General features: G+C 67.3%; 18 protein-coding genes. 3 read left to right on the top strand and 15 right to left on the bottom strand.

What is annotated here, in order from left to right; all coding sequences use genetic code 11:
• Nucleotides 1-5: 5 nt before the first annotated feature.
• The 4 genes from WFH44_RS03450 to infC form a co-directional block, all read right to left on the bottom strand.
• On the bottom strand, nucleotides 6-911 hold the full coding sequence (locus tag WFH44_RS03450) for a TrmH family RNA methyltransferase (RefSeq protein ID WP_336711723.1): 906 nt from the start codon (nucleotides 909-911) through the stop codon (nucleotides 6-8).
• Nucleotides 912-956: 45 nt separating this feature from the next.
• The gene (rplT, locus tag WFH44_RS03445) at nucleotides 957-1,646 is read right to left on the bottom strand and encodes a 50S ribosomal protein L20, sunset domain variant (RefSeq protein WP_336711722.1); all 690 of its coding nucleotides are present in this window, start codon (nucleotides 1,644-1,646) and stop codon (nucleotides 957-959) included.
• A 110-nt stretch (nucleotides 1,647-1,756) separates the two neighbouring features.
• The gene (gene rpmI, locus WFH44_RS03440) at nucleotides 1,757-1,951 is read right to left on the bottom strand and encodes a 50S ribosomal protein L35 (RefSeq protein WP_262104161.1); all 195 of its coding nucleotides are present in this window, start codon (nucleotides 1,949-1,951) and stop codon (nucleotides 1,757-1,759) included.
• A 136-nt stretch (nucleotides 1,952-2,087) separates the two neighbouring features.
• Nucleotides 2,088-3,107, bottom strand: coding sequence for a translation initiation factor IF-3 (gene infC / locus WFH44_RS03435; RefSeq protein WP_442892856.1), 1,020 nt, complete (start codon nucleotides 3,105-3,107; stop codon nucleotides 2,088-2,090).
• A 341-nt stretch (nucleotides 3,108-3,448) separates the two neighbouring features.
• Here infC and WFH44_RS03430 point away from each other — a divergent pair, with 341 nt between their 5' ends.
• The gene (locus tag WFH44_RS03430) at nucleotides 3,449-3,865 is read left to right on the top strand and encodes a DUF1844 domain-containing protein (protein WP_336711719.1); all 417 of its coding nucleotides are present in this window, start codon (nucleotides 3,449-3,451) and stop codon (nucleotides 3,863-3,865) included.
• Nucleotides 3,866-4,058: 193 nt separating this feature from the next.
• On the opposite strand, the gene WFH44_RS03425 is transcribed toward WFH44_RS03430, so the two are convergent.
• The 7 genes from WFH44_RS03425 to WFH44_RS03395 all read right to left on the bottom strand — a co-directional run bounded on the left by WFH44_RS03425 (nucleotide 4,059) and on the right by WFH44_RS03395 (nucleotide 8,751).
• Nucleotides 4,059-4,937, bottom strand: a complete 879-nt coding sequence (locus WFH44_RS03425; RefSeq protein ID WP_336711717.1) for an SseB family protein — start codon at nucleotides 4,935-4,937, stop codon at nucleotides 4,059-4,061.
• A 3-nt stretch (nucleotides 4,938-4,940) separates the two neighbouring features.
• Entirely contained in the window at nucleotides 4,941-5,684 is a 744-nt protein-coding gene (priA, locus tag WFH44_RS03420; RefSeq protein ID WP_336711716.1) for a bifunctional 1-(5-phosphoribosyl)-5-((5-phosphoribosylamino)methylideneamino)imidazole-4-carboxamide isomerase/phosphoribosylanthranilate isomerase PriA, read from the bottom strand.
• 33 nt (nucleotides 5,685-5,717) lie between these two features.
• Complete coding sequence (locus tag WFH44_RS03415; RefSeq protein ID WP_336711715.1) at nucleotides 5,718-5,879, bottom strand: hypothetical protein; 162 nt, start codon at nucleotides 5,877-5,879, stop codon at nucleotides 5,718-5,720.
• 7 nt (nucleotides 5,880-5,886) lie between these two features.
• A complete protein-coding gene (gene hisH, locus WFH44_RS03410; RefSeq protein WP_336711713.1) occupies nucleotides 5,887-6,522 on the bottom strand; it encodes an imidazole glycerol phosphate synthase subunit HisH in 636 nt (211 codons plus the stop codon).
• 2 nt (nucleotides 6,523-6,524) lie between these two features.
• Nucleotides 6,525-7,145 (bottom strand): imidazoleglycerol-phosphate dehydratase HisB, encoded by a 621-nt coding sequence (hisB, locus tag WFH44_RS03405; protein ID WP_336711711.1) that lies wholly within the window; start codon nucleotides 7,143-7,145, stop codon nucleotides 6,525-6,527.
• 75 nt (nucleotides 7,146-7,220) lie between these two features.
• Nucleotides 7,221-8,315: a histidinol-phosphate transaminase gene (locus tag WFH44_RS03400; RefSeq protein ID WP_336711710.1), complete on the bottom strand. Its 1,095-nt coding sequence runs from the start codon at nucleotides 8,313-8,315 to the stop codon at nucleotides 7,221-7,223.
• A gap of 70 nt (nucleotides 8,316-8,385) precedes the next feature.
• Nucleotides 8,386-8,751, bottom strand: a complete 366-nt coding sequence (locus tag WFH44_RS03395) for a LysM peptidoglycan-binding domain-containing protein (protein ID WP_336711708.1) — start codon at nucleotides 8,749-8,751, stop codon at nucleotides 8,386-8,388.
• Nucleotides 8,752-9,005: 254 nt separating this feature from the next.
• Here WFH44_RS03395 and lexA point away from each other — a divergent pair, with 254 nt between their 5' ends.
• A complete protein-coding gene (lexA, locus tag WFH44_RS03390; RefSeq protein WP_336711707.1) occupies nucleotides 9,006-9,767 on the top strand; it encodes a transcriptional repressor LexA in 762 nt (253 codons plus the stop codon).
• A gap of 18 nt (nucleotides 9,768-9,785) precedes the next feature.
• On the opposite strand, the gene WFH44_RS03385 is transcribed toward lexA, so the two are convergent.
• A complete protein-coding gene (locus WFH44_RS03385; protein WP_336711826.1) occupies nucleotides 9,786-11,741 on the bottom strand; it encodes an ATP-dependent DNA helicase in 1,956 nt (651 codons plus the stop codon).
• 46 nt (nucleotides 11,742-11,787) lie between these two features.
• A complete protein-coding gene (gene hflX / locus WFH44_RS03380) occupies nucleotides 11,788-13,338 on the bottom strand; it encodes a GTPase HflX (protein ID WP_336711705.1) in 1,551 nt (516 codons plus the stop codon).
• A gap of 403 nt (nucleotides 13,339-13,741) precedes the next feature.
• On the opposite strand from hflX, the gene WFH44_RS03375 reads away from it, so the two are divergent.
• Nucleotides 13,742-14,362 (top strand): class I SAM-dependent methyltransferase, encoded by a 621-nt coding sequence (locus tag WFH44_RS03375; protein ID WP_336711704.1) that lies wholly within the window; start codon nucleotides 13,742-13,744, stop codon nucleotides 14,360-14,362.
• Here WFH44_RS03375 and dapF read toward each other — a convergent pair.
• Nucleotides 14,352-15,284, bottom strand: coding sequence for a diaminopimelate epimerase (gene dapF, locus WFH44_RS03370; RefSeq protein WP_336711703.1), 933 nt, complete (start codon nucleotides 15,282-15,284; stop codon nucleotides 14,352-14,354). The genes WFH44_RS03375 and dapF overlap by 11 nt on opposite strands.
• Nucleotides 15,284-16,204 (bottom strand): tRNA (adenosine(37)-N6)-dimethylallyltransferase MiaA, encoded by a 921-nt coding sequence (miaA, locus tag WFH44_RS03365; RefSeq protein WP_336711701.1) that lies wholly within the window; start codon nucleotides 16,202-16,204, stop codon nucleotides 15,284-15,286. The genes dapF and miaA overlap by 1 nt, the downstream gene beginning before the upstream one ends.
• Nucleotide 16,205: the final 1 nt, after the last annotated feature.

The following is a 16,205-nucleotide window of genomic DNA, read 5'->3' as shown; positions in this document are numbered from 1 at the left end:
CTCGGTCAGGCGCTGCGCTGGGCCCGGGCGGAAGCGTACAAACAGACGGTCGCGGCGGTGCCGACGTTCAGGCTCTCGGCCTGGCCGTAGAGGGGAACCGCAACGCGATAGTCGGCGGCGGCCAGCTCGCCATCAGAGAGGCCCTGGGCCTCGTTGCCGAAGAGCCAGGCCGTTTCGCCCTCCAAGGCCGGGCCCGAGGATCTCCCGCTTCCGGTTGGCGCCCCTCCGCCCCGGCGCAGGGCGCTCTCATCCTGGAGCCGGTCCAGGTCTATGTCTCCGTAGCCGTCGGCCGCCAGCACGGCCACATGCTGTTCCCTCAGCCGGTCCACGAAGGAATCGAAGTCCACTCCGGTGACGACGGGCAGGTGGAAGAGGGAGCCGACGGTCGACCGGACCGCCTTCGGGTTGTAGATATCCACGCTCCCGCCAATCAGGACGACAGCGTCCGCGCCAGCCGAATCGGCCGCCCGCAGCACCGTTCCCGCGTTGCCGGGGTCCTGGACCCGCACCATGACGGCAAGCAGCTTGGGACGGGCCGCCAGGACCTCCTCCAGGGGCCGGTCCACGTAGTGGCAGACCGCCAGGATGCCCTGCGGACTGACCGTATCGGACATGGCGGCGATGACGTCGTCGTTCGCCAGCCGCAGGTCCGCGTCCGCTGCCAGGTCGTCCAGTTCGGGGTAGCGCGCCAGGCATGCCTCTGTAGCGAAGACCTCGGAGACGACGGGAGGCCGCCGCTCGCCCACAGCATTGCGGTGGGCCAGGAGCGCCTCCCGCACCGCCTGGGGCCCCTCGGCCAGGAACTGACGGCGTTTTAAACGCGCGGGGCGCCCAGCCAGCTTCGCCACGTCCTTGACCCGATCTGCTCGGGGATTGGACATAACTGCTGGTGGGCGCCCGGTAGTGCTCATAGAGCGACTATAGCGTTAGTGCAGGCTGCCGCCTGATTCGCAGAATTACTCGGCGATCTTCTGGCGGGCTTCGCCGCCGGCGGGCTCGTAGCCGGCGGCCTTGGCGGCCTCGACGGTGTTGAACCAGTAGACCGGAGTGGTCTGCTCGTACCAGGTCGAACCCGGGACGTGGTACTTCTTCGACTGGTTGCCCTTGATGGCAAAGCCCTCGGGAGCGTCCTGGCCGTCGACGGCCTTGACGGCGCCGGCCAGCTCGCCCTCGGCGGCAACCGGGGCGGTGGCGGCGGCGGGAGCAGCTTTCGCAGCCGGAGCTGCCTTGGCAGCCGGAGCTGCCTTGGCAGCCGGAGCGGCCTTGCGTTCGGCCGGGGCCGAGGTGTCGGCGGGCAGGGAGTCCTTGGCGATCTGGACCAGCGCGGCGAAGGTGGCAGCGTCGGAGACGGCCAGCTCGGCCAGCATGCGGCGGTCAACCTGGACCTCGGCAGCCTTCAGGCCCTGGATCAGGCGGTTGTAGGTCAGGCCGTTGGCGCGGGAGGCAGCGTTGATGCGCTGGATCCAGAGGCGGCGGAAGTCGCCCTTCCGCTTGCGGCGGTCGCCGTAGCTGTACACGAACGAGTGCAGCAGCTGTTCCTTGGCCTTGCGGTAGAGACGGGACCGCTGACCGCGGTAGCCGGATGCGCGCTCAAGAACTACCCGGCGCTTTTTATGGGCGTTGACTGCCCGCTTCACACGTGCCACGTGCGTACTCCTTTAGGTGTTGGACGGCCGGAACAGGTGTCCCCGGCGTCGGAAATTGCTGAAACGACTGGCACCGGCAGCTGCGGCCGTGCCTGGTCGGAAAGGGTGTGTTAGATGCCGAGCATCTTCTTGATGTTCTTCACATCAGCCGGTGCAACGATCTTGTCGCTCGCCAGACGGCGGGTGAGCGTGGAGGGCTTGTGCTCCAGGTAGTGGCGGCGGTTGGCCTGCTGCCGCTTGAGCTTGCCGCTGCCGGTGAGCTTAAAGCGCTTCTTGGCGCCACTGTGGGTCTTCTGCTTCGGCATAGCTGCCGTTCTCCTTACGTATCCTCAGGCCAGGGCCGTCGGTTCGTGCGGCTCCCTGCGGGAACGCGCGGTTGACATGTCTACCGGAGCCCGGGAGCTCGATGCTCCCGGACTGCCAGATGAACCCGGTCTGTCGTCAGCTCTTGGAGCTGCCGCGACCGGAAGGTTTGGGTGCGGACGGCTTCGCCGGGCCCGGCATGGGCTTCGGCCGTGCCTGCGGCTTCGGCATCGCCGCGGGCTTCGGTGCAGCCTGGGGCTTCGGAGCCGGCGCCGCCTTGGGGGCGGCTGCGGTCTGCGGCTTCGGTGCCTGCTGGACGGGCGGCTTGGGAGCCGATACCTGCGGCTTCGGCTCCTCTTGGGCCAGGGGCTCCGCCTGGGGCTCAGGTGCCTTCTCGACCTTCGGCTCGGGCGACTGCTCCACCTGCGGCTCAGGTGCCTTCTCGACCTTCGGCTCGGGCGCCTGCTCCACCTGCGGCTCAGGTGCCGCCGCGGGTGCAGCCTCGGCAACCGACGGCGCTTCCGCCGGTTCAGCCGCGCTCGTGGCCAGGCCCTCCGGCAACAAGTCACCCAGGCTCTGCGTCATCGGCGCCTGGTTGGAGGAAACGTCGACGCGCTCCTTCTTGGCGGCGTTGGCGGCCTTGGCCTCTGCCTTCTGCGTTGCGCGGCGGGCTTCGGCCTTCGCTTCCGCCTTGTTCTTGATCGGGCCGATCACCATGACCATGTTGCGGCCGTCGATGCGGGGGCTGGACTCGACGATGCCGACCTCGGCGACGTCGTCCGCAAACTTCTGCAGCAGCCGGATACCCATCTCCGGGCGCTGCTGTTCGCGCCCGCGGAACTGGATCATGGCCTTGACCTTGTCGCCCGCGCCGAGGAAGCGGAGGGCGTGCCCGCGCTTGGTCTCGTAGTCGTGCTTATCGATCTTCAGCCGGAACCGGATTTCCTTCAGAACAGTGTTGGTCTGGTTCTTGCGGGCTTCACGGGCCTTGACTGCTGCTTCGTACTTGTACTTGCCAAAATCCATGAGTTTGCACACCGGAGGCTTGGCCTGCGGTGCTACCTCAACAAGATCCAGGTCCGATTCGGCGGCCAGACGCAGTGCGTCCTCGATGCGGACGATCCCCACCTGTTCGCCGGCAGGACCTACCAACCGCACCTCGGGGACGCGGATCCGATCATTGATTCGTGGCTCGCTAATGTGTGGCTCCTGATTGTTGTGGTCACGGTGACCGCCCCACAATAGGAGAAGGCCCCCTATTGCGTGCGCAATCGGAGGCCTCGGAGCCGGCGTTCGGCGCGGCCCCAAAGGGACTGCGCGCATCAGTTTCCCCAACGGGGACTGTATGCCGACCGGAACCCGGCAGCTGTGGATAATCCATGCCGACAGGTGGGAGACGAATCCGCTTGCAGATTGATCCGTTATTCCTTCCGGAATCCGGGTGTGCCCTCGGGCACGAAAATAACAGGAATCAATTGGTCTGTGACAAGCTTACCAGTATGAGCACCCCAGATAACAATCCTGCCCCCGATGCCGGCCACCGTCATTCGTTCGACGGCCCGGAGAATGCCGGCCAGGACCAGGAAGTCCTCGCGCAGATGCGGGACATTGCGGAAGTACCCGCAGTGGAAGTCATTACGACGGCGGCTGTCCACCTGATGAGCGCCGCGGCAGTCAAGTGCGGGCTGGCAGCCGGCGAGGATGCCGAGCAGCTGAAGGATCTTGACGAAGCCCGCAAGCTGATCACCGCCCTGGCCGGGTTCGTCACCGCCGCGGCGCCGGAAATCGGCAGCCAGCATGCCGGCCCCTTGCGCGACGGGTTGCGCTCATTGCAGTTGGCGTTCCGTGAGGCATCGGTGCTTCCCGACGCTCCGGGCCATGGTCCGGGCGAGAAGTTCACCGGACCGGTCAACTAGAGGGCAACAGCTTTTCGCGAAAAGGCGCCGGGCACAGCTCCGGCGCCTTTTCGCTGCCCGCGGGCCGGCCCGGCGAGCCCAGCCGTTCCGGACCGTGCTGCCCGGCTTGGCGGGCCCCGAAACGCCGCCCGGCTTGGCGGGCCCCGAAACGCTGCCCGGCTTGGCGGGCCCTGACGCTTCCGCCGCCTGCAGCCTAGCTCCCGGCGCGCCCGCCCGCAGCGTCCCGGACGAAGCTGATCTCCAGCGAATCCACCCGTTCGGCAAAGTCCTTGGACGCGCCCAGCCGCCCTTGCAGCCGCCCGGCTAGTCCCTGCAGTTCCGCCTGGCTCAGACCGTCCCTGGCGGTCAGGACCAACCGCAGCTCCGGACCCGGCCCGCCGCCGGCAAGTATGCGCCCCGAGGCCGTCCTGGAGGCGATGCCGCTGCCGGGCGCCAACGCAGTGCGCAGAACGTCCGGTTCTCCCCCGACCGCATCGGCGACGAGGTCCGCCAGCGCAGGGTCGACATAGGAGGGCACCCATTCGTGCTGCTGCGCCAGCGCCCAGACACCCGGGCGGCGCACAACGAAGGTCACCTCGGAGCCCGGGTCCACGACCAGCAGCTGGGCTTTTTCCGCTACGGCCGACAGCGCCGCCCGGGCGGCATAGACGGCCACGGGCCTGGCCTCGGCATGCCAGGCCTCCAGGGCGGACGCCGAGGTGAACACCGGCAGTGCCCGACGTCCGTCGGGCGCCTGCAGCGTCACCAGGGCCATGTCCGCCTGCTTGTCGGCGGTGAGATCGTTGGCTCCGGCCGCTTCCTCACCGAGCTGCGCCACAATCGGAACAAAGACGCGGGCCGAGGCCAGAGCCTGCAGCACCTGTGGTTCTCCCCCGGTGCCGTCGGCCAGCGCCGCGATGGCCTTCAGGTAGCCCTGGTCGGCGCCGCCGTCGTCGTCGTTGAAATTGTGCAGCGGATTGCCCGGCCCGCTCAGGTCGCGGCCGCTCCACGGCCTGCCTGCCGAGTCCGTCGCGCCGCCGGCGCCGGCCAGTGCGGCGGCGATGTGGCCCGGCAGCTCCCTCTTGTCCGCCAAGGCTCAGCGGCGGCCGGCGGTATCGAGTGCCTGGGGCAGCGTGAACTTGCCGGCGTACAGCGCCTTGCCGACAATCGCTCCCTCAACGCCGTGCGGCACCAGGGTGCGCAGGGCGGCCAGATCATCGAGGCTGGAGATGCCGCCGGAGGCAACGACCGGCTTGGCCGTGCGGGAGGCGACCTCCTTGAGCAGGTCCAGGTTGGGACCCTGGAGCGTGCCGTCCTTGGTCACGTCAGTGACCACGTACCGCGCGCAGCCCGCGTCTTCCAGACGGGCCAAAACGTCCCAGAGGTCGCCGCCCTCCTTCGTCCAGCCGCGGGCCGCAAGGGTGGTGCCCCGGACATCGAGTCCGACGGCGATAGCGTCGCCGTAGCGTTCGATAGCCTTGGCCGTCCACTCCGGGTTCTCCAGCGCAGCGGTCCCGAGGTTGACCCGGGCAGCTCCCAGCTCCAGTGCGCGGTCCAGCGATGCGTCGTCGCGGATGCCGCCGGACAGCTCAACCTTGATGCTCAGTTCCCGCACCACGCGCTGCAGCAGTTCGATATTGGAGCCCCGCCCGAAGGCCGCGTCGAGGTCCACCAGATGGACCCACTCGGCGCCGTCGTTCTGCCAGGCCAGGGCCGCGTCCAGCGGATCACCGTAGCTTGTCTCGCTGCCGGCCTCGCCCTGCACGAGCCGCACGGCCTGGCCGTCGGCGACGTCCACGGCGGGCAGCAGTTCGAGGATCGGGGCATCTTGCGTCGTCATAGGGGAATCCGCTTTCTGAACTAATCGAAGGAATTACTCGGCCGGGCCGAGGGTAAGCAGGTATGCGGCCACCAGGGCCATAGCTGCCAGGAACCAGAAGCTGATGATCAGCCATTTCGGCGCCTGCTGGCCGCGGAAGGCAATGGCGCCGCCGGCCAGGAGGCCGGCCAGGCCCATCAGGACAACACTCCACATGCGCGGATCAGCCCAAGGTCCGAAGCCAGTTTTGCAGCAAGGCGGCGCCCGCGTCCCCGGACTTCTCGGGGTGGAACTGTGTCGCGCTCAGCGGACCGTTCTCGACGGCGGCGATAAAGGGCCCGCCGTGATCGGACCACGTGACCATGGGAGGAGTCATGGCCGGCTGGTTAACGTCGAAGTCCCAGTGCTGGACGCCGTAGGAATGCACGAAGTAGAACCGCTCGTCTTCGATCCCGGCAAACAACCGGCTGCCTTCCGGAGGCTGGACGGTGTTCCACCCCATGTGCGGGACGACCTCGGCAGCCAGTCGCTCGACGGTGCCCGGCCATTCACCGATGCCTTCGGTCCTCACGCCGTGCTCGACGCCGGCCTCGAACATCACCTGCAGTCCGACGCAGATCCCCAGGACCGGCCGGCTGCCGGCGACGCGCCTGCCGATCCAGCGGATGGCGTCGACGGACTTGAGGCCCTCCATCACGGTGGCAAACGCCCCGACACCGGGCACGACCAGCCCATCGGCTTCGAGGATGGCCCGCGAATCGTGACTGAGGGTCACCTCGGCGCCGACATGCTCGAGCGCCCGGACCGCCGACCGGATGTTGCCCGACCCGTAGTCCAGTACGGTCACCTTGGGCGCCATGGTCAGAGCGCTCCCTTGGTCGACGGAATGCCTTCGACGCGCGGATCCGGCTCCACGGCGGCGCGCAGGGCGCGGGCGAATGCCTTGAACTGAGCCTCCACGATGTGGTGCGGGTCCCGGCCGCCGAGCACCCGCATGTGCAGGCAGATCTGCGCGTGCAGCGTGATCGCCTCGAAGACGTGGCGGGTCAGGGAACCGGTGAAGTGGCCGCCGATCAGGTGGTATTCCTGGCCGGCCGGTTCACCGTCGTGCACGAGATAAGGCCTGCCCGAGATGTCGACCACGGCGTTGGCGATGGCCTCGTCCAGCGGGACGGTAGCTTCGCCGAAACGCCGGATACCGGCCTTATTGCCCAGCGCGCTCTTCAGGACTTCGCCGAGCGTGATGGCGACGTCCTCGACGGTGTGGTGGGCGTCGATGTGCGTGTCCCCCGAGGCCTTCACGGTCAGGTCGATCAGCGAGTGCTTCGAGAGGGCCGTGAGCATATGGTCGTAGAACGGGACAGTGGTGCTGATGTCGGACTGACCGGTGCCGTCCAGGTTCAGCTCAACCAGCACCGACGACTCGCTGGTGGTGCGTTCGAGGCGTGCTGTGCGTGCAGTGGTGGCGATATCCGTGGTCATGGAATTCCTTTGTGGCAAAAGTGGTCATTGCGGGTTGACTGGGAACCCGCACCTATCAGTCTAGAAGACCGAAGCTCAGAGCAGTTCCCGCAGCCGGTCCAGGAAGGCGGTGGTCTCGGCCTCGGTGCCGGCAGTGACGCGCAGGTGCCCGGCGATGCCGACATCGCGGATCAGCACGCCGGCGTCCAGCAGTCCCTGCCAGACCTTATGCGGGTCCTTCAGGCCGCCGAAGAAAACGAAATTTGAGTCCGACGGCGCGGGCTGCAGCCCGAGCGACGCCAGCTCACTGACGATGCGATCCCGCTGGCCCTTGATCTCCTCGACATTGGCGAGCAGTGCGTCGGCGTGGTCGAGAGCCGCCAATGCGGTCGCCTGGGTGACGGCCGAGAGGTGGTAAGGGAGCCGCACCAGCCGGAGGGCATCCGCAATCTGGGGAGCTGCCGCAAGATAGCCGACGCGGGCGCCGGCAAGGGCAAAGGCCTTGCTCATCGTCCGCGAGACGATCAGCCGCTCCCTGCCCGGCAGCAGCGTCAGGGCACTGTCAGTACCGACATGGGCAAATTCCGCATACGCTTCATCGACGATGACAATCGCCTGGCTCGCTTCGCCTGCTTCGTAGACAGCTTCGACGACATCGAGCCCGAGCGCGGTTCCGGTCGGATTGTTCGGCGAGCATAGGACGACAATGTTGGCCGCGGTATCGCGGACAGCCTTGGCTGCCTGGCCGGCCGTCAGCCCGAAGTCGGCGCCGCGGCGGGCAGTCACGTATTCCGTGTCAGTGCCGCTGGCAAGGAGCGGATACATCGAGTAGGTGGGAGGAAAACTCAGCAAACGCCGGCCCGGGCCGCCGAAGGCCTGCAGGATCTGCTGCAGCACCTCGTTGGATCCGTTCGCGGCCCACATGTTCCCCGCGGAAAGCCCGTGGCCGAGGTACTTGGCCAGCGCCTCCCGCAACTCCGTGAATTCGCGGTCCGGGTAGCGGTTCAGACCCGCCACCGCCGATTGGACGCGCGCCGCTATCGCGTCCGCAACCTCATGAGGCAGTCCATGCGTATTCTCGTTGACGTTGAGGAGCACGGGAACGTCGAGTTGCGGAGCTCCGTACGGAGTCAGTCCGCGCAGGTTGTTACGCAGGGGCAGTCGGTTGAGTAGATCCAGCTGGTCGTTCACCTGACCAGCTTAAGCTCCGGCAGGCCCGGGGCAGGAATCGGGCCTGCCGGAGCGGCTCTTATTACAGTCCCTAGTCCCCCAGCGGGACGAACAGCCGCTGCCCGGCACGGACGACCGAATCCGGCAGGTTGTTCAGCTGCTGGATCTCCGCAATGACATCGTGCGGGTGTCGGTCCGGCGCTGCCAGCACGGCCACATCCCAGAGCGTCTGGCCGGGAGCGACGGCGACCGACACGGTGCGGCCGGGGCCGAGGCCAGGTCCCGAGCTCGCCAAGGCCGGTGCCGTGAAGAAGCCGACCAGGGTCAGCAGGACGGCGGCGCCAAGCATCAGGGGCAACCCGATGAGCACCAGGCGGCCGCGGCGGGTAAGCCGCAGCGCGGGCGTCGAGCCCAACAGAGCGTGCGGGGCGACGTGCGGGGCGAGCTGAGCAGACATGAGGGGTACCTTCCCGTTCCGCGTGCGTATGCATCAGTTGTTTCGAACGCATATTCGAACTGTCGGATTCCATTTGTAGCACTTGTGATCGAATATTGTCGAGACTCGATCGAATAAATGTTTGAGATCGTGCTGTGGCTGCCCTAGGCTTGAAGAAATGGCGGCCATGCCTGAGTGCATCACCTGCCACTGACAACATTGGACCGGCCACCCTGGCTAGCCCGGGTGGCCGGATAGAGAACCGGGGCCAGTTCATGTCGAGGAAGAGTGCAGCTACTTCAGGTACCGCCGGCACGGGAAGCGCACGCAGGCGCGCGGGTGCGTCCCCCAAGAGCCTGACGCCCCGCCAGAAGAAGATCCTCGAGAGCATCCAGCGTTCCATCAGCGCCAAGGGCTACCCGCCGTCGATGCGCGAGATCGGCGACACCGTCGGGCTCGCCAGCCTCTCCAGCGTCACGCATCAGCTCGCGCAACTGGAGAAGCTCGGATATATCCGCCGCGATCCCAAGCGCCCCAGGGCCATGGAGGTCCTGACGCCGCTGACGCTCGAGACGGGCGCGATTGAGATCGAAGGCGTGGCCGAACCGGACAAACTCCGCAGCACTGGCGGCCTGTCGGTGTCGGAACTGGCCACGGCTTCCGACACGGCGATCGTTCCGCTGGTCGGCAGGATCGCCGCGGGCGGCCCCATCCTGGCGGACCAGGTCGTCGAGGACGTCATGCCCCTGCCCCGGCAGCTCGTAGGACACGGCGAGCTGTTCATGCTCAAGGTCTCCGGCGATTCCATGATCGATGCGGCTATCTGCGACGGCGACTGGGTCGTCGTCCGCCGGCAGCCGAGCGCCGTCAACGGCGAGATCGTGGCCGCGCTGCTGGACGACGAAGCTACCGTCAAGACCTTCCGGCAGCGGGATGGCCACACCTGGCTGCTGCCGCAGAACACCCAGTACGAACCGATCCTCGGCGACAGCGCGACGATCATGGGCAAGGTCGTTTCGGTGATGCGCGCCCTCTAGCCGCTGCCCGGCGGGCCCTTAGCCCGCCAGGCGCTGCAGGATCTGGAGCGCCGTCGCCCGGTCCTTCGTCGACCAGAACGGCGGCAGCGCCGCCCTGAGGAAGCCACCGTACCGGGCATTGGCCAGTCTCGAATCGAGCACAGCCACCATGCCCCGGTCCCCCGCAGCGCGGATGAGCCGTCCGGCGCCTTGGGCGAGCCGGACGGCGGCGTGCGTGGCCGAAATGGTCATGAAACCATTCCCGCCTGCCTGCGACACGGCCCGCGTACGGGCAGTCATCAGCGGATCATCCGGCCGCGGGAAGGGAATCCTGTCGATAACCACCAGGCGGCAGGCCTCTCCCGGCACGTCGACCCCCTGCCACAGCGTCATCGTCCCGAACAGGCAGGTATTCGGTTCGCTCGAGAATTGCCGGACCAGCGCAGCCATGGACGACTCGCCCTGGCAAAGGATCGTGAAGGGCAGCCGCTCGCGCATCTCCGCGGCGGCTTCCTCGGCAGCGCGCCGCGACGAGAAGAGCCCGAGAGCACCCCCGTTGGAGGCGCGCAGCAGCGCTTCGAGCTCATCCAACTGTTCGGGGCTTGTCCCTCGGCCCGGCTTGGGCAAGTGGGAAGCCACATACAGCACGCCCTGCTTCGGGTAGTTGAACGGGCTCCCGACGTCCGCGCTGCTGTACTTCGGCGCTCCTTCGCCCAGCAGGCCCAGGGAGCCGGCGACGGCGTCGAATGCGCTGCCGATGGCGAGGGTCGCGGATGTGAGGACGACCGTGTGGCCCTCGAACAGCCCCTCGCGAAGCCTGGAAGCCACCGACAGCGGCGCAACGTTCAGCATCGGCGGAAGCGTTTCGTCCGGGGGTCCGTAACCGCTGCCCGGCGTGAAGCTGCTCGGACGGGTGATCCACAGGACCTCCCGGCTCTGGGCGGTGGAAACTACCCGGTCGCATAGCTCCAGAATTGCTGCCAGCCGCGACCTTGCCATCTGCCTGCCGCCGTCCACCGCGCCCGAGCCATCGGGCTTGGAGTCCGACAGTGCCGTTCGAGCCGCCTCACGCAGCTGGGTCAGCGCCAGTTCCTGCTCGGGCCGCAGGCCGGCCGCCATGAGTCCGGACGGAACCTGGTCGAACGCCGCTTCGAAGCTCTTGGCCGCGGTGTTCAGCGCATCGACGCTGATCGCCGTGTGCTTGCGGGCACTGGAGGCGGCGGCCGTGATCATGGCCGCCGAGAGTTGTCCCGAGACCGCCCCCGTCACGCGGTCCTGCAGCTCATGGGCCTCGTCAATAACAACGAAGTCGTAGTCCGGCAGGACGGCCAGCCCCTCGAACGCGTTGATGGCCAACATCGCATGATTGGTGATCACTACGTCGGCCTCGGCCGCATGCATCCGGGCACGCTCACTGAAGCATTCCGCCGCGACCGGACACCGCTGGGCGCCGAGGCACTCCATGGCGCTCACGGAGACCTGCCGCCAGGCCCGGTCGCTGACTCCGGGCACGATTTCGTCCCGGTCCCCCGTGCCGGTCTCCTCTGCCCAGGCCCGCAGCCGCTTGATTTCCTGTCCCAGGGCGGTGGTCGGCCCGGGGGCCGGCGCCGGATGCGGAACGGTCTCTTCGGCGAGATCGAAGAGCGCCTCCGGAGCATCGTCCGCCGGGAACCCGCCGTCGATCTTGTGCAGGCACAGGTAGTTGTTGCGGCCCTTGAGCAAGGCGGCATCGATCGGCCGCGGCAGCTCATCGGCGATGGCTTCCAGCAGCCGAGGCAGGTCCCGCTTGACGATCTGGGACTGCAGGGCGAGCGTGGCAGTCGCGACGATCGCCGGTTTCTCGCTCTCCAGCGCGTGCACGATCAGCGGAATTAGGTAGGCCAAGGACTTGCCCGTTCCCGTGCCCGCCTGGACCAGCAGATGTTCGCGCCGCCGAAACGCCGTATCGACCCGGCCAGCCATATCATGCTGGCCCTGGCGGTCCTGCCCGCCCATCGCCTGCACGGCAACGTCGAGCAGGCGCAGGGCCTCCGCCTGTTCCTCAGCCACGCCGGATGAAGGCCTCGAGTTCGGCCGCCAGGCCCTCCCTGACCATGACTTCGAGCTCGGTGCCCTCCTCGCCATGGTTCATCGACAGGATCTCCGCGTCCGGGCTGTGCAGCCGGCTGACGACGTCGCCACGGTCATAAGGAATCAGGAGTTCGAGCTTGACAGTGGGCCGCGGAATGCCGTCGCTGATGGCCTGCAGCAGTTCGGGAATGCCCTGCCCGGTGCGGGCCGAGACCACGACATGCCGCGGTTCCCGCTGCCGAAGCCGTTCGATGACGAACGGATCAGCGGCGTCGGCCTTGTTGAGCACGACGATCTCGGGAATCTTGCGCGCGTCCACTTCCGTCAGCACCTCGCGGACCGCCGCGATCTGGCCTTCAGGATCGGGGTGGGAAGCGTCCACCACGTGCAGGATCAGGTCCGCATCGGCTGCTTCCTCAAGAGTCGACCGGAAGGCTTCCACAAGCTGCGTGGGCAGCGAGCGGACGAAGCCGACGGTGTCCGCCAGCGTGTAGCCAAGCCCGTCCGAAGTTTCGGCCTTGCGGACCGTCGGGTCGAGGGTCGCGAACAGCGCGTTCTCCACGAGGACGCCCGCGTTGGTCAGCCGGTTAAGCAGCGAGGACTTGCCCGCGTTCGTGTAGCCGACAATTGCGACCGACGGCACGGCGTTTCGCTTGCGGTTGGCCCGTTTGGTCTCCCGCGCCGGCTTCATACCGGCGATCTCCCGCCGAAGTTTGGCCATACGCGTGCGGATGCGCCGCCGGTCCAGCTCGATCTTGGTTTCGCCGGGGCCACGGGAACCGATACCTCCGCCGGCCGCGCCTACGCGGCCGCCGGCCTGGCGGGACATACTCTCGCCCCAGCCACGCAGGCGCGGCAGCAGGTATTCCAGCTGTGCGAGCTCGACCTGGGCCTTGCCCTCGCGGCTCTTGGCATGCTGCGCGAAAATATCGAGGATCAGGGCGGTGCGGTCAATGACCTTGACCTTGACGATGTCTTCAAGACCGCGCCGCTGCGATGGCGACAGCTCACTATCGACAATCACCGTGTCAGCCCCCGTGGACATGACGATGTCCCGCAGCTCCTGCGCCTTGCCCGATCCCAGGAATGTTCCGGGGTCCGGCTTCAGGCGCCGCTGGACGACGCCGTCGAGAACCTCCGACCCGGCGGTCTCGGCCAGTGCAGCCAGTTCGCGCAGGGAATTGTCCGCGTCCGCGGCCGTTCCCTCGGTCCACAAGCCGGCCAGGACGACCCGCTCCAGCCGGAGCTGGCGGTATTCGACCTCGGTGACGTCTGCCAGCTCCGTCGACAGCCCGGCCACGCGCCGCAAGGCGCGCCGCTCCTGGAGGTCCTGCTGCTCGCCGTCGAATTCCGAATGCTCTTCGTCAAGCGTGGAGATGGCCTGTGCCTTGCCCCGGAAACCGCTGCCGGTCTTGGTGCGGGCTGCGGAGTCCTTGGCCAGAATCCGGTCGATGACCGCCTGGATTTCCTCCGGGGTCAGTTCCGGTTCCTCTGCCGGCTGGCCGGCGCTGCTGTTGGTCATGCTCTCCTTCGGAAGGTCTGTAGATCTATGGTAGTCCTCCGCTGCTGTGCGGGGGTGGTTTGCGTGCGGTGGTTGTTGTCGGGTCATGTGTATCCTCCTGACGGGGAAGGCGGTCCCTGATGCGGTGATCCGGAGCCATGCAGCGGCGATGCGCCCAGGACGCAAAGAGGTGCAGGCGCGGTTGCAGCCAAGGGAACGCACGGGAATGACAGGTTGGTTCGCGGTAGTGGTGCCTACCGGTCCCGGAGCCGGGCTCAACGGGAGCGGCGTCTGGTGCGGGCCGAAGCCGGCCTAGACTGCCGCAGTCACTTGATTGCCATGCCGTCCAGCATAACAGGCTCCACACGTGGCTTAGGCAGGCCTAGATACAAATTCCGCCGAGGGCGCACTAGTCTGGCGGATTATGGCCACCGATCATTACTTCAGCGCCGAGCCGGGCAAACCGGAAATACGTAAACCGCTGACCGTCGAACTCGACGGTCAGGTCCGGCATTTGACGACGTCGAACGGCATCTTCAGTCCCGACGGAATCGATAAAGGCACGGCCGTGCTGCTGGCCGAGGTCCCCGCCCCGCCGTCGACCGGCAATCTGCTGGATATCGGCTGCGGCTGGGGCCCGATCGCGCTGACGCTGGGCCTTAAGTCACCTGCTGCATCGGTGACGGCGGTCGATGTCAACACCCGCTGCACCGCATTGACCAACGACAATGCGCAGACCCTGGAGCTGAACAACGTCCGGGCCTGCCTGCCCGAGGAGGTGGACCCCGAGCTGCGCTTCGACGCCATCTGGTCGAATCCGCCAATCCGAATCGGCAAGAGCGAACTGCATGACCTGCTGATGCTCTGGCTCCCCCGCCTGGCGCCAGGGGGCAGCGCCTGGCTGGTCGTGCAGAAGAACCTCGGTTCGGACTCCCTGCAGCGCTGGCTCGCGGCCGAACTGCCGACCGAGTTCCGGGTCAGCCGCGAAAGCACCGCCAAGGCCTTCCGGATCCTCCGGATCCGCCGCGCGGCTGCTACGCAATAACTCCCCGTGCCACGAGGGTGGCGGGCCCGCTCAGTTCGACATGTTCCCGCCCGTCATCGGCGACGAAGAAGCGTACGTTCACGGTGCCGCCGGGGACGTTGACCCGCCAGTCGTCCGGCGCACCGGAGCCCGCCCAGTAGCGGATGGCGACGGCGGAGGCGCAGGCGCCGGTTCCGCACGATTGTGTCTCTCCGACGCCGCGTTCGTGCACGCGCATGGTGATATGTCCGGCGCCATTGTGGACCAGCGGTTCGGCCGGCACCACGAATTCGACGTTGGTTCCGTTGACCGGCTTCGGCTCGACCTCCGGCGCTTCGTACAGCCCGGTGGCGGCCAGTTCGGCGAGCTCGGCCAGCGCGACCACAGTGTGCGGGTTGCCCATGCTGATGCTCAAGGCGGGCCGGGGCACCTCAAGGCCCGCCGCATTCACGACGGAGTCCGTGGCTTTTGCGGCGGCCTGGTCCGGATAGATGAACTCCCACGGGCCCATATCCACGGCGTAGCCATCTTCCGAACGGCTGATGACCTTGACGCCCGCACGCGTGCCGATAGCCAGGGACTTGCCCTCCGCGAGGTCGGCCAGACCCTGGTCAAGCAGGAAATGCACGAAGACGCGCACACCATTGCCGCACATTTCCGAGACCGACCCGTCCCCGTTGCGGTAATCCATGAACCACTCGGCCTCGGGAACCGCGTCAAGCAGTTCCCGCCCTTCCGGAAGGTGCTCGGAACGGACTGCGCGGATGAGGCCGTCGCCGCCGATGCCCTGGTGGCGGTCGCACAGCACGGAAACTGCAGCAGAGTTGATCTGGTGTTCCCCATTGGGGTCGGCAACCAGCACGAAGTCGTTGCCGGTGCCATGGCCCTTGGAAAAGGCCAGGCCGGTCAGGGAACGCAGTACAGCGGAGGAAGATTCGGTCACTATCCAAGCTTATCGACGAGTGCAAATGCGGTGTCCGCCAGTGCCGGGTCCTTCCAGTCAAGCCACTCAATCCGAGGATCGGCGCGGAACCAGGTCTGCTGCCTGCGGGCGAACTTCCGTGTGGCCACAACGGTGTCCAGAACAGCCTCGTCGACGCTCAGCTCCCCATCGAGGACCCGGAGGAACTGCGAGTAGCCGAGCGCCTTGGATGCTGTTTTGCCCTCCCGCAAGCCCTCCCGGTCGAGCCGGCGGACCTCGTCCAGGAGGCCACTGTCCACCATCCGGTGAACCCGGAGGGCCAGTCGTTCCTTGAGCTCATCCCGATCGACCGTGAGCCCCAGCTGGAGGGCCGGCTGCCAGTAGCGCCGCTCCGGCATGAAGGAGCTGAAGGGCCGCTGCGTCAGCTCGTACACTTCGAGGGCGCGCACCACCCTGCGGGCGTCGCCTAGGCGGCCCGCAGACACCGGGTCGACTTTTTCCAGCCGGTTCCGCAGGGCGGCCAGGCCGTCGGTGGCCAGTTCCGATTCCAGCTTGGACCGGAGCGCCGGATCGGTGCCGGGGAACTCGATGACGTCGAGGGCCGCCCGAACATAGAGGCCGGATCCGCCGGCCAGGATGGCCCGCCGGCCACGGCGGTGGATGTCGGCGATCACCGCGCGGGCCTGCTCCTGGAAGGCCGAAACGCTGGCTTCATCGCGGACATCGAGGATGTCCAGCAGATGATGCGGCACGCCCTGCCGCTCGGCCGGCGTGATCTTGGCCGTGCCGATGTCCATCCCGCGGTAAAACTGCATGGCATCCGCGTTCACGACTTCGCCGTCGATCCGCAGCGCAAGTGCGACTGCCAGGTCCGACTTGCCCGATCCGGTGGGACCGACCACGGCGATGACGGGCGGTACGCTCTCCGGTTCGCTCACCATC

Source organism: Arthrobacter sp. USHLN218 (assembly GCF_037144715.1).
GTDB lineage: Bacteria > Actinomycetota > Actinomycetes > Actinomycetales > Micrococcaceae > Crystallibacter.
The sequence above is the reverse complement of the archived record's forward strand: the minus strand, read 5'-3'. Positions and strand labels throughout refer to the sequence as shown.

Bases quoted from the DNA above. Each gene is read 5' to 3' on its own strand.
- WFH44_RS03450 (WP_336711723.1), bottom strand. From the start codon at position 911: ATGAGCACTACCGGGCGCCCACCAGCAGTTATGTCCAATCCCCGAGCA.
- rpmI (WP_262104161.1), bottom strand. From the start codon at position 1,951: ATGCCGAAGCAGAAGACCCACAGTGGCGCCAAGAAGCGCTTTAAGCTC.
- WFH44_RS03430 (WP_336711719.1), top strand. From the start codon at position 3,449: ATGAGCACCCCAGATAACAATCCTGCCCCCGATGCCGGCCACCGTCAT.
- priA (WP_336711716.1), bottom strand. From the start codon at position 5,684: ATGACGACGCAAGATGCCCCGATCCTCGAACTGCTGCCCGCCGTGGAC.
- WFH44_RS03415 (WP_336711715.1), bottom strand. From the start codon at position 5,879: ATGTGGAGTGTTGTCCTGATGGGCCTGGCCGGCCTCCTGGCCGGCGGC.
- hisH (WP_336711713.1), bottom strand. From the start codon at position 6,522: ATGGCGCCCAAGGTGACCGTACTGGACTACGGGTCGGGCAACATCCGG.
- hisB (WP_336711711.1), bottom strand. From the start codon at position 7,145: ATGACCACGGATATCGCCACCACTGCACGCACAGCACGCCTCGAACGC.
- WFH44_RS03395 (WP_336711708.1), bottom strand. From the start codon at position 8,751: ATGTCTGCTCAGCTCGCCCCGCACGTCGCCCCGCACGCTCTGTTGGGC.
- lexA (WP_336711707.1), top strand. From the start codon at position 9,006: ATGTCGAGGAAGAGTGCAGCTACTTCAGGTACCGCCGGCACGGGAAGC.
- WFH44_RS03385 (WP_336711826.1), bottom strand. From the start codon at position 11,741: ATGGGCGGGCAGGACCGCCAGGGCCAGCATGATATGGCTGGCCGGGTC.
- hflX (WP_336711705.1), bottom strand. From the start codon at position 13,338: ATGACCAACAGCAGCGCCGGCCAGCCGGCAGAGGAACCGGAACTGACC.
- WFH44_RS03375 (WP_336711704.1), top strand. From the start codon at position 13,742: ATGGCCACCGATCATTACTTCAGCGCCGAGCCGGGCAAACCGGAAATA.
- miaA (WP_336711701.1), bottom strand. From the start codon at position 16,204: ATGGTGAGCGAACCGGAGAGCGTACCGCCCGTCATCGCCGTGGTCGGT.